Source organism: Arthrobacter sp. Y3225116 (assembly GCF_059091245.1).
The window spans coordinates 1-12061 of record NZ_JBNHGL010000078.1 but is presented as its reverse complement, the minus strand read 5'-3'; the positions used below and the strand labels follow the sequence as shown (position 1 = coordinate 12061).

The 12061-nt window shown below is 68.4% G+C and carries 9 protein-coding genes and 1 pseudogene; 4 read left to right on the top strand and 6 right to left on the bottom strand.

Features of this window, described 5'->3' with window-relative positions:
* Together AC5RV2_RS09390 and AC5RV2_RS09385 are read left to right on the top strand one after the other, a co-directional pair.
* A partial coding sequence (locus AC5RV2_RS09390) for an SbcC/MukB-like Walker B domain-containing protein (RefSeq protein WP_494092109.1) occupies window positions 1-1279 on the top strand: 1279 nt, incomplete at its 5' end.
* A gap of 82 nt (window positions 1280-1361) precedes the next feature.
* Entirely contained in the window at window positions 1362-2675 is a 1314-nt protein-coding gene (locus tag AC5RV2_RS09385) for an MFS transporter (RefSeq protein WP_494092108.1), read from the top strand.
* An 87-nt stretch (window positions 2676-2762) separates the two neighbouring features.
* Here AC5RV2_RS09385 and AC5RV2_RS09380 read toward each other — a convergent pair whose 3' ends face one another.
* Window positions 2763-3476, bottom strand: a complete 714-nt coding sequence (locus AC5RV2_RS09380) for an IclR family transcriptional regulator (protein WP_494092107.1) — start codon at window positions 3474-3476, stop codon at window positions 2763-2765.
* A 301-nt stretch (window positions 3477-3777) separates the two neighbouring features.
* Between AC5RV2_RS09380 and AC5RV2_RS09375 the strand changes: the two genes are divergently transcribed.
* Window positions 3778-5160 (top strand): MFS transporter, encoded by a 1383-nt coding sequence (locus tag AC5RV2_RS09375; protein ID WP_494067154.1) that lies wholly within the window; start codon window positions 3778-3780, stop codon window positions 5158-5160.
* 96 nt (window positions 5161-5256) lie between these two features.
* On the opposite strand, the gene AC5RV2_RS09370 is transcribed toward AC5RV2_RS09375, so the two are convergent.
* Entirely contained in the window at window positions 5257-5925 is a 669-nt protein-coding gene (locus AC5RV2_RS09370; RefSeq protein ID WP_494092106.1) for a phosphoribosyltransferase, read from the bottom strand.
* A 370-nt stretch (window positions 5926-6295) separates the two neighbouring features.
* Here AC5RV2_RS09370 and AC5RV2_RS09365 point away from each other — a divergent pair, with 370 nt between their 5' ends.
* On the top strand, window positions 6296-7846 hold the full coding sequence (locus AC5RV2_RS09365) for an MFS transporter (RefSeq protein WP_494092105.1): 1551 nt from the start codon (window positions 6296-6298) through the stop codon (window positions 7844-7846).
* A gap of 5 nt (window positions 7847-7851) precedes the next feature.
* Here AC5RV2_RS09365 and AC5RV2_RS09360 read toward each other — a convergent pair whose 3' ends face one another.
* The 4 genes and pseudogenes from AC5RV2_RS09360 to AC5RV2_RS09345 all read right to left on the bottom strand — a co-directional run.
* Window positions 7852-8700 (bottom strand): Rieske (2Fe-2S) protein, encoded by an 849-nt coding sequence (locus AC5RV2_RS09360; RefSeq protein ID WP_494092104.1) that lies wholly within the window; start codon window positions 8698-8700, stop codon window positions 7852-7854.
* Between the two features lie 181 nt (window positions 8701-8881).
* Complete coding sequence (gene hpaD / locus AC5RV2_RS09355) at window positions 8882-9979, bottom strand: 3,4-dihydroxyphenylacetate 2,3-dioxygenase (protein WP_494092103.1); 1098 nt, start codon at window positions 9977-9979, stop codon at window positions 8882-8884.
* 31 nt (window positions 9980-10010) lie between these two features.
* Window positions 10011-11540 carry a 5-carboxymethyl-2-hydroxymuconate semialdehyde dehydrogenase gene (gene hpaE, locus AC5RV2_RS09350; protein ID WP_494092102.1) on the bottom strand — a complete coding sequence of 510 codons (1530 nt, stop codon included), beginning with the start codon at window positions 11538-11540 and terminating at the stop codon, window positions 10011-10013.
* 110 nt (window positions 11541-11650) lie between these two features.
* Window positions 11651-11965, bottom strand: a pseudogene (locus tag AC5RV2_RS09345) (FCD domain-containing protein); the annotation flags it as partial.
* Between the last annotated feature and the right edge of the window lie 96 nt (window positions 11966-12061).

Genomic DNA, 12061 nt, shown 5'->3' with positions numbered 1-12061 from the left:
CGAAGCGGCCGCCGCCGTCGGCGCCGCCCGTGCCCGTTTGGAGGAAGCCGTCGCGGTGAGGGAACGGCGCACAAAACTGCAGGAACGGGCGGCCGCCACGACCGAGCAGCTCGACGAGAACGGCCGGCAGCTGTCGGCTCTGGCCGTGGCCAAGGCCTCCGCCGATTCCGACCTCAAGGCCGGGCGGGAACGCGTGCGGGAACTCGAGCAGAAGCTGCGCGAGGCCGGGCCGGCCGGAGGCAGCCTGCACGAACATGCGGCCTCGCTGTCCCGCCTCGACCAACTGCTGGCCGCTGCCCTGGACGTCCTGGGACAGCACCGCCACTGTGGCAACGCGTTGGAGCAGGCCGAAGCCGATCTGGCCTCGGCCATCGGGCAGTCCAGCTTCGCCTCCGAAGACGAAATCCGGGTGTCCCTGCTGGCACCGGCACAGCTGCAGGAACTGCAGCGGCGCCACACTGCCTACGTCGAAGCAGGCCAGCGGCTGCGGGTGCTGGAGTCCTCCGAAGCCGTCGTCCGTGCCCGCACGGCGCTTGAGAAGGGCGAAACACTGCCGGGGACCGCGGAACTGGATGCGGCACGCGGGGATGCCGCGGTCCTGGACGGGCTGGTGCAGGAGCACCACGTGCGGCACGGGGTGCTGACGGCGTCGCAGCAACAACTTGCCAGCTACCGCCGGCGTTTCGCCGAGGAACAAGTCCGCTTGGCCCCGATCGCGGAACGGCACGAGCTTCTGCAGTCAGTGGCGGACACGGTCAGGGGACTGGGCGAGAACGAACGCAAGATGACGCTCACCACCTACGTCCTGGCTGCGCGGCTGGAGCAGATTGCGGCGGCGGCTTCCGAACGCCTGATTGCCATGACCGACGGGCGGTACACGCTGGTCCACGACGACTCGAAGTCCGGCAACAAGAAGTCGGGCCTGGGATTGCACGTCAGCGACGAATGGACGGGGCAGCGGCGCGACACCTCGACCCTGTCCGGCGGCGAATCCTTCATGGCCTCGCTCGCGCTGGCACTCGGGCTGGCCGACGTGGTGCAGGCAGAGGCAGGCGGCGTGGACATCGAGACGCTGTTCGTCGACGAGGGATTCGGCAGCCTGGATGAGCAGGCGTTGGAACAGGTCATGGATGCGTTGGAGGGACTGCGCGACGGGGGCCGGGTCATCGGCCTGGTCAGCCACGTAGCGGAGATGAAGCAGCGCATCGGCGCTCAGCTCCAAGTCACGAAGGGGCGCCACGGCTCCTCCGTCCGCACCGTGCTCACCGGGGCCGCCTGACCACCGGTATGATGGTTATGTTATCCGGGTTGTGCGCATCGGGAGGCGGGACGATGCGCGGTTCGAACCAACGGAAAAACCGATGACTGCTTCTGATTCCGGCGCGCCCGCCCAGCAACAAGCCCCCGGCAACGACACCTCCGGCCGCCGACGTCGCAAAACCCGAAACCCCTTCGGCCGCTACGCGCGGCTGGCACAGATGGCCGGAACCTCTTTTCTGGCCATCGGATTCCTTGCCCGGCTGCCGCTGGCGATGCTCACGGTCGGCGCCCTGACACTGGTCACGGTCAGCACGGGATCCTACGCATCGGGCGGTTTCGCCGCGGGTGCGGTAGGCATCGGCTCGGCCGCCGGCGCGCCGCTCTTCGGCTATCTTGCCGACCGGGTCGGTCAGCGGCCCGTGCTGCTGGTCGCGGCTGCCGCACACACGTGTGCCATCGTCGTGCTGCTGACCTGCGTCTACATCGGAGGCAGTGGAGCCGGCCCCGTGGCCGTACTTGCGGCGTCCTTCGCCGTCGGGGCCACCTGTCCGCAGGTCGGCCCGCTGGCGAGGGTGCGCTGGATGGCGATGACCCGCAAGGACAAGCCGGTATTGGACACGGCGCTGTCCTACGAGAGCACCGCCGACGAACTGACGTTCGTGCTCGGACCGGCCCTGGTCGGGCTGCTCGCGGCGCTGATTGCCCCGTGGCTGCCCTTCGTGCTGGCCGCCGCCCTGACCGTGACGATGGTGACCGCCTTCGCCGTCCACCCCACCTACCGTGTGGTCGTCCCGGTGACGCCCGGACTGGTCAAGGCGCATCCCGGAGCCGCCGCGGCTGCCTCGCCGGTGCGGATCAACTGGCCGCTGGTCGCCATCCCCGTGCTGGGGATGGTGGCCATGGGCGTGTTCTTCGGCGCAACCCAGAACGCCCTGAGTGCCTTCGGCGGCAGCTTCGGCGCGGCCGACACCGCCGGTTTGCTGTATGCGCTGCTGGGCCTGACGTCGGCCTTCGGCGCGCTGTCCGTGGCCTACTGGCCCGCACGGTGGAAACATTCGAGCCGCTGGGTCGTGTGCGCGGCGGCGATGACGGCGTTCTGCGTCCTGCTGCTGCTGCCCGCCGAAGTGCTGCCGATGATTTTCGTGCTGCTGGTGGTCGGCGTGCCCGTCGGACCCACCATGGTCACCATCTACGGCATCGGAAGCCTGGTCGCTCCGGATGAGCGGCTCGGCACGGTGATGACGCTGCTGGCCAGCGGCGTCGTCCTCGGCTCTGCCATCGGTTCGGCGGTAGCCGGTGCGCTGGCCGAGAACCTGGGACACTCCGGCGCGTTCCTGGTGTCGATCGCCGCCTCAGTCATGCTGCTGGTGCTTGGCCTGGTCGCTGCCGCCGTCGTCCGGCGCCGGGACGCCTGACCGCCGGGACGCCTGACCGCCGCCCGCCTGCTGCCGGGCCGCCCGCCTGCTGCCGCAGCCGTCCGCCGCCGCGGGGCGGGGCCGGGCTCAGTGCAGCTCCGCCTCGATGACCGCGGCTGAGCGCTTCAACGCCTCCGCAATTTGCTCATCCGGTGTGTCGGTCCGGATATAGACCACGGCCACGGCAGCCGGGAGCTGGCCCGGGACGGTGACCGGCACGGCGACCGACGAGACGCCGGGGATGACCTCGTCATGGCTGATGGCATACCCGGCGTCCTTGGCGAGCCGGGCCTCCGGGCGGATCGGCTGTCCCGGAGCATGCTGCTCCCACTGGTCCCGGGTCAGGGCCGACTGGATGGCGATGCCCGGGGCTCCCGCCGCGAAGGAATGCCGGGTGCCCGGACGCTGCACCAGCGCCGTCGTATGCCGCGGCTCCACGGTCAGCAGCGTCACGCAGTCGTGCTGGTCCCAGACCGCGACAAAGGCCGTCATCATCAGGTCGTTGGCCAGTGCTGTCAGCTCCGGCAGCGCCGCCGACTGCAGGTCCCGCGAAACACCCCGGGCGAGCGCGGCCAGGCCGGGCCCCGCCTGCACCCTGCCGGCCGAATCGCGCATCAACAGCGAATGGTCCTCGAGCGTGCGCAGGATCCGGTAGGCGACCGACCGGTGCACCCCCAACGCGTCGGACAACTCGGCGATCGTCATCGGCGACGGCGCCTCCGCGAGGATCTCCAGGGCCCTGATGCCGCGCGACAGGGTCTGCGAGTGCGCCGGGGCGGGTTTGATGGGGGTCTGGCTCATCGGTACATCCTCTGGAAAAGTCCTGCACGGGAGTTGCAGCGGGAACCGGCCCCAGTCTCCTGTGCCGGCCCTCACAGGTCCCATTGTTCTATATCGGGACAAAGCGTCCAACTATAGAACGCAACGGGCGGTGCTGCCGGCTTTCCTGCAAGGGGGAGCGGCGGGTGCGGCGCAGCCCGGCAGGGGGGCGTTATGGAAATGATATGGCGGCGCTATGTGTGGCCCGTCACTGTCCGGTAATATGGCTCCAGTCACATTACCGACCGTTCGGTAACCGTTCTGTGAACTCAACGGAGAAAATATGTCAACGTCAGAAGAGCTGGCAGGCAACCTCAGCCCAGCAGCCCGCCGTGAAGAGCGCAAGGTGCTCGCCGGCACCTTGGTCGGTACCACCATCGAGTGGTACGACTTCTTCATTTACGCGCAAGCCGCCGGCCTGGTGCTGGCCACGTTGTACTTTGCGCCGCTGTCCCAGGAGAGCGCCGGCCTGGCGCAGATCGTAGCCTGGGCGTCGCTGGGTATCAGCTTCCTGTTCCGCCCGCTCGGCGCCATTGTCGCCGGCCATCTCGGCGACCGGATGGGTCGGAAGCTGATGCTGGTCTTTACGCTGATGCTGATGGGCGTGGCGACGGCGCTGATCGGCCTGCTGCCGACATACGACCAGATCGGCATCACGGCTCCGATCCTGCTGGTGGTGCTCCGTATCCTGCAGGGCTTCTCGGCCGGCGGTGAATGGGGCGGCGCTGCCCTGATGTCCGTCGAGCACGCGCCGATCAACAAGCGCGGCTTCTTCGGTGCCTACCCGCAGATCGGTGTTCCCTGCGGCATGATCCTGGCCACCGGCGTGATGTGGCTGCTCACGACCGTGATGAGCGAGGAGCAGTTCCTGGCCTGGGGATGGCGTATTCCCTTCCTGTTCTCGATCGTGCTGATCGTGGTCGGCTACATCATCCGGCGCGCCGTGGACGAGTCCCCGGTGTTCAAGGAGATGCAGGATCGCAAGAAGGAATCTGCCGCCCCGCTGCGCCTGCTGTTCCGGCACAACTGGAAGCAGGTCATCCTCACCGCGCTGATCTTCATTGCCAACAACGCCGCCGGCTACCTGCTGATCGCGTTCTTCGCCTCGTACGCCACCAAGGATGTCGAGGCCGGCGGCCTGGGCATGCACCGCCCGTCCGTGCTCCTGGCGACAACCCTGGCGGCCTTCGGCTGGCTGGCCTTCACCATGTACGGCGGCATCCTCTCCGACAAGATCGGGCGAATCCGCACGTTCCAGATCGGCTATGTCTGGGTGCTGCTCTGGCAGATTCCGATGTTCATGCTGATCGACACGGCGAGCATCCTGCTGATGGGCATCGCCATGTTTGTCCTGACCATCGGCCTGGGCCTGTCGTACGGTCCCCAGTCCGCCCTGTACGCGGAGATGTTCCCGGCCAACGTACGGTACTCCGGCGTCTCCATCGGCTATGCCATCGGTGCCATCCTCGGCGGCGCGTTCGCCCCGATGATTGCCGAACTGCTGCTGGGCCAGACCGGCAGCACGATTTCGATCGGCATCTACATCATGGTGCTGTGCGTGATCTCGCTGGTCGCAGTGTCCGTGGTCAAGGAAACGAAGGGCGCGAACCTTCGGGCCATCGACCCCGAGATCGAGCACCTCAAGCGGCATCCCGAGGCGCACTGACCTCTTCCAAGCAGCGCCAGCTCAGGGCAGCGGGCCGCCGTCGGGTAATTGCACCCGGCAGCGGTCCGCTGTTCTTTAACCTGCCGGCGGCAGCCGCTACCGGGGCAGCGCTGCCAGGACCTCGTCGTCGCTGACCTGGCCGAAGTATTGGTAGGCCTCGCCGACGGCCCTGAAGTTGTGCGGCTGGCGCAGGCAGATCACGGCATCGGCCAGTTTCTCGAGCTCGGCACAGGCCTGCGGCGGGCCCACCGGCACCGCGACGACGATCTCGCGGGGGTCGCTCTGCCGCACGGCGTTGATCGCGGCCTTCATGGTGGCGCCGGTGGCCAACCCGTCATCGCAGAGGATCGTGGTCCGGCCGCGGACCTCCGCCGTCCGGCCGTGGAGATACGCTTCCTGCCGCCGCTTCAGCTCGGCACGTTCCCTGTCCTGGACCTCCTGCAGCCGCCGTTCGCTGTAATTGCGGCGGCGCAGTTCTGCCAGTATCGGTTCCACCATGACGACGGCGGTGTGCCCGCCGTGGGCGGCCAAGGCACCGAAGGCGACCTCCGGCTGGCCCGGTATCCCTAGTTTGCGGACGATGAGCGCGTCGAAGTCGGCGGCCAGCTCTTTCGCCAGCACCGCGGCCACCGGGACGCCGCCGCGCGCCAGGCCCAGCACGGTGACGTCGTCGCGGCCGCGGTATGCTGCCAGTTCGGCCGCCAGTTGCCGGGCGGCATCGGGTCGATCGGCGAAAGGGGCAGGTGCTCCGCTCAACAGTCCCACGGTTTCAGTATCCTCTTGCGTTTCCCGGGTCGCGAGGGGGAGCGGACGCCCGCCGCAGCGGCGGAACGCAACCTGGCGGAAGGTCGGCCGCCCAATGAAGCGGCTATAGCTCAACAGCTCTGATAGACCGCTTAACCTGCATGGGTAGTTCTCCCCATCGCGGGCCGGTTGCCCGCGGGATATGCTCGTGACAACGGTGGGGCTCGGAACGGGGGCCCGCATCGCTTCGGCCGGACTTGGGTCCGGGCGTGGAAGAGCCGGACCCGCAGGATTCCCCCAACGCCTGCCGCTCCGGCTCTTTCGTTTAACGCGGCTGTCGCCCAGGCTCCCACGGTTTGGCAGCGGACCCGTCCCGGCGTATGAATGGTAGGTGACCCAAGCCTCCGACTCCGTTCCAGAGAACCGTTCCGCGCCCCGACCGGCCAGCCCCGACGGCGTCGAGTCCGGCTTCGTGCCGGACCCCGGCCGTTGGCGGATCCTGGCCGTGCTGCTGGTGGCCATCTTCATGTCGCTGGTGAGCGTCAGCATCGTCAACGTGGTCCTGCCGTCCATCCAAATCGGGCTGGGCGCGTCGGACTCGGACCTGCAGTGGGTGCTCTCCGGCTATGCGCTGACTTTTGGTGTGGTGCTGGTGGCCGCCGGCCGCGCGGGCGATATTTTGGGCCGCGGCCCGCTGTTCATCGCCGGCGTCGCGCTCTTCACGCTTTCCTCGGTGGCCGCCGGACTCGCTCCGGACCCGCTCAGCCTGAACATCACGCGCTTTGTGCAGGGCCTGGGGTCGGGCCTGCTGAATCCGCAGGCGGTGGGGATGATCCAGCAGTATTTCCGCGGGGCGGAACGCGGCCGTGCCTTCGGGGCGCTCGGCAGCGTGATTGGCGTTTCGGTTGCCGTCGGGCCCCTCCTGGGCGGAATGATCATTGAGTTCGCCGGTGTCCAGGACGGGTGGCGCTGGACCTTCCTCGTGAATGTACCGGTCGGGGTCCTGGCCATCGTGCTGGCGCTGATGTGGTTCAAGCCTCGGCACAGAGAGGTTGACTCTCCCGGGGCAGAAGACCGCGAAGGCGCCGGCGGCGAACCCCGGGCAGCCAAGCCCGAACGTGACCTCGATCCCGTCGGCGCCGTGCTGCTGGGTCTGGCCGTGCTGGCGCTGCTGCTGCCCTTCGTCGAACGCGGGAGCGGTGCATGGATCTGGCTGCTGCTTCCCGGCGGCGCGGGACTGCTGGCGCTGTGGGCGTGGTGGGAACATGCCTACCGCCACCGCGGGCGCAGCCCGATGGTCGACCTGCGGATCTTCCGTACCCACAGCTTCTCCGCCGGGTCCTTGATCGCCGGCCTGTACTTCATGGGCGTGACCAGCGTCTGGGTGCTGGTGGCGCTCTACATCCAGCAGGGGCTGGGCGGCAGCGCGCTGGAGGCGGGGCTGATCGGGCTGCCCGCCGCGCTGATCGGCGCCTATTCGTCGCACTGGTCCGGCAAGCGGGTGCTGGAGCGGGGGCGGCAGATGATCGTCGTCGGGATCCTCTGCGCGTTGCTGGGGCTGGCGCTGACCATCGCCGTCATCCAACTGGAGGCAGCCGGGCTGCTCAGCATCTGGTGGATGCTGCTGACGCTGTCGCTCATCGGCATGGCGCAGGGCCTCATTATCACCCCCAACCAGACGCTGACCCTGGCCGACGTTTCGTTGGAGTACGCGGGGAGCGCCGGGGGAGTGCTCCAGACCGCGCAGCGCATCGGCACCGCCGTGGGCATCGCGGTGATCACCGCCGTCGCCTTTTCCGTCCAGGCCCAATCAGGCTGGACCGGGGCGATCACCGCCGGACTGGCCGTCACCGCCGCGTCCGTTGTTGCCACGCTCGTCATCGCCGGAACCGACGCCCGCCGCGCCTCCCGCGGGTCCACGCCGCGGTCTCCGCGGGGCTGAGCCGGTCAGCTCAGCCGGACCTCGACCTGCCCCTCGCGGACGCGTGTTTCGTAGGCCGGCTGCTCGGAGCTGGCTGGGCCCCTGACGATGCTGCCGTCAGCCAGGCGGAACCGGCTGCCGTGCCAGGGGCAGGTGATGCACCCGTCGTCGACCTGTCCCTCGGCCAGCGGCCCGCCCATGTGGCTGCAGACGCTGTCCAGCGCCCGGACGGTGCCATCGCTGCGATACAGGACCAGCGACACGTCTCCGGCGTGCGCCAGCTGCGGCCGGCCCTCGGTCAGTGCGCTCTCCGCCAGGACGGGGGTCCACTCGAGGGGACCTTTCCGCCACGCCGTGTGGTTGACGTTGACGCCGCGCGCGTAGCTCAGGTGGCCGCCCAGGTAGCCGCCGGACATCACCAGCCCGAAGCCGCCCAGCGCGAGCACCTTCGCCAGCCCACGGCGCTCGCCGCGGCGGGCCAGGAAGGAAGCGGCGAAGCACACCAGCGCCGCCGAGTTGGATGCGGCGTGCACGATGCCGAGCCGGCGGTCCTCGCCCTGCGTGTCCGACCAGTCGTTGAGCCCGGCCCACGCCGTGGGTACGGCCGTGAGGATTCCGGCGGCGACCAGGAGGTCGGCCGCGGGCTCGGCACGGCGGCCGCCCACCGTGTCCAGCAGCGTGGACATGGTCCAGGCACCGATGGGAAAGTCGGTCAACAACGGATGCAGCGGATGGCCCACGAAGCTGCCGCTGAGGGTGTTCCTGATCGGCCGGGGTCTGACCAACTTGCCCACCAGCCCGGCCACCGGTTCGGCGACCCTGTCCAGAGCCTCGGTTCGTTCTATCCGTGCGACGACGGTGCGCAGAATATTCACGCAGTTTCCCCCATCCCCTGGAACGGTCGGCACCCGGGACCGCCCCGTCGGTCGGGCGCCGGCACCGCGTTTAGGTGCCAGTGTGGCATCCGGCGGCGGGGCGGGCAAGGTTACAGACGCCGCTGGGCGGCTTCCCTGCGGAAGCCGCCCAGCGGCGTCGTGATGTGGTCGAAGACCGGGACTAGACCTGGTTGCCGATCTTGAAGCCCTTCGACGCCTGGCCGCGGAAGGTGCCGTCCTCGTCGTCCTCACGGGTGAAGGAGAACCCGTCGGCGCCGATGGTCACCTCCATCTCGGAGTTGTCGGTGCGCTCGACGACCTCCTGCGGGTTGCCGTCGAGGTCGAGCACCAGGGACGCCTCGGTGTACCAGGACGGGACCACCGGGTTGCCCCACCAGTCGCGGCGCTGGTTGTCGTGGACGTCCCAGGTGATGACGGGGTTGTCCGGGTCGCCGGTGTAGTAGTCCTGGGTGTAGATCTCCACGCGGTGGCCGTCGGGATCCAGGATGTACAGGTAGAACGCGTTGGACACGCCGTGGCGGCCGGGACCGCGTTCGATCCGGTCGGACATGCGCAGGGCGCCCATCTTGTCGCAGATCTGGATGATGTTGTGCTTCTCGTGGGTGGAGAAGGCCACGTGGTGCATCCGCGGGCCGTTGCCGCCGGTCAGCGCGGTGTCGTGCACCGTGCCCTTGCGGTGCATCCAGGCCGCGTAGGTCACGCCGTCGGAGTCCTTGATGTCCTCGGTGACGCGGAAGCCCAGGTCCTCCAGGTACTTGCGGCCGCGCGGGACGTCCGGGGTGACCTGGTTGAAGTGGTCCAGGCGCACCAGCTCGCCGGCCGAGTAGAGGTCGTAGCGCATGTGGAGGCGCTCCACGTGGTCCACCTCGTGGAAGAACTCGTACGGGAAGCCCAACGGGTCCTCCACCCGGAGGGAGTCGCCGATGCCCTTGACGAAGCCTTCCTTGCGGCGCTCGGTGCGGCAACCCAGCTCCTGGTAGTAAGCCTCGGCGCGGTCCACGTCCTCCGGGGAACGCACGCGGTAGGCGAAGGCCGCCACCGCGGCGATCGGGCCCTTGCGCAGCACCAGGTTGTGGTGGATGAACTCTTCAAACGAGCGCAGGTAGATCGCCTCGTCGTCTTCGTAGGTCACGTGCAGGCCCAGCAGGTCCACGTAGAAGGCGCGCGACTTCGCCAGGTCGGTGACCACGATCTCCATGTAGGCGCAGCGCAGGATGTCCGGGGCCGGAACCGAGGGCTTGGGAATTTCGTTGCTCATAATTCTTTCCTTCGAGCGGTAGGGGTAGGTGTTAGGCGTCCGGGATGGCGGCGGCGTCTTCGGCCTTGCCGAAGACCGGGTTGTGCACCTCGCCGAGGTTGATGTGCACGGCCTGCTGGTCGGTGTAGAAGTCGATGGAGCGGTAGCCGCCCTCGTGGCCCAGGCCGGACGCCTTCACGCCGCCGAACGGGGTGCGCAGGTCGCGGACGTTGTTGGAGTTCAGCCACACCATCCCGGCCTCGACGTTCTGGGCGAAGTTGTGGGACCGCTTCAGGTCGTTCGTCCAGATGTAGGCGGCCAGACCGTACTTGGTGTTGTTGGCCAGTTCGAGGGCCTCCTCGTCCGTGTCGAACGGGGTGATGGCCACGACCGGCCCGAAGATTTCCTCCTGGAAGATCCGGGCGTCCGGTGCCACGTCGGCGAAGACGGTCGGCTGGATGAAGTTGCCCTCAGGGAACTCCGCGGGGCGGCCGCCGCCGGCGGTCAGGCGGGCCTCCTGCTTGCCGATTTCCACGTAGGACATGACCTTCTCGAAGTGCTCCGGGTGGACCAGGGCGCCGACCTCCGTCGTCTCCTCGTGCGGGAGGCCGACCTTGACCCGCTTCGCCTGGGCGGAGTAGCGCTCGACGAATTCGTCGTAGATGCTCCGCTGGACCAGGATGCGCGAGCCCGCGGTGCAGCGTTCGCCGTTGAGGGAGAAGACGCCGAAGATGGTCGCATCGATGGCGGCCTCCAGATCGGCATCCTCGAAGACGACGGCGGGGGACTTGCCGCCCAGCTCCATGGACAGGCCCTTCAGGTACGGGGCGGCGTTCGCGAAGATGATCTGGCCGGTGCGGGACTCGCCCGTGAAGGAGATCAGCGGCACGTCCGGGTGCTTGACCAGGGAGTCGCCGGCGAAGCCTTCCTCGCCGTAGCCGTGGACGATGTTGAAGACGCCCTCGGGCAGGCCGGCCTCTTCGAAGATCCCCGGCCACAGGGACGCGGAGAGCGGGGTGAACTCGGCCGGCTTCAGGACCACGGTGTTGCCGGTCGCCAGCGCCGGACCCAGCTTCCAGGACTCCAGCATGAACGGGGTGTTCCACGGCGTGATCAGGCCCGCGACGCCGATGGGCTTGCGGTTGACGTAGTTGGCCTGGCGGCCGGGAACCTTGAAGGCGTCGTCGTGCTGGGCGACGATGAGGTCGGCGAAGAAACGGAAGTTCTCCGCCGCACGCTGGGCCTGGCCCAGGGCCTGCTTGATCGGCAGCCCGGTGTCGAAGCACTCCATTTCGGCCAGTTCCTGGCCGCGGGACTCGACGATGTCGGCGACCTTGTGCAGCACGCGGGAGCGCTGGCGCGGCAGCATGGTGGGCCAGGGGCCGTTCTCGAAGGCGTCCTTGGCGGCGGCAACGGCCGCGGCGACGTCGGCTACCTTGCCGGAGGCAGCCTTGAGGTACGGCTTGTTGGTGACCGGGTCCAGCACGTCGAAGGTGTCGCCGTCGATGGAGTCGACAAGCTTGCCGCCGATGTAGTGCTGCAGGTGGGTGGGCAGGTTGTCCGGGACAAAGTGCTCGGCCATGATGGTCCTTTCCATGGGGGTTGAATGGTCGGTAATCGGTGAGGTCTGGGCTGTGTGTGGTGCTTGGCCGCCGACGACGGCGGGGTGTCGCCGTCGGCAGCGGGCACCGCCTACAGGGGCGAGGGCGGCAAGCCGTCCGCGGCCAGGTAGGCGTTGAGCGTGTTGGTCCGGTGTGCCCGGGCCGCCTTCTCCACCTCGCCGGTGCTGGCACCGGCGTCGATCAAATCCAGCAGATGCTCGTGTTCCTCGACGGAGGAGCGGGCGCGGCCGGGGATGTGGCTGAAGCTGGAGGCCCGCATGGCGTTGAGCCGGTTCCAGCCCCGGTGCACCAGGTCCAGGATGTGCGGGTTCGGGCAGCGTTCGTACAGCCCGGCGTGGAACCGGTCGTTGAGCTGGGTGAACCGGCGCGGATCGAAGTCCTCCAGTTCTCGAAGGCCCACCCGCCGGTCATTCCGTTGCCCAGGACCTCGGAGACCGTTCCGTGGCATGGCAACCGAAGGTAGTTTGCCATGAAGGTGGCG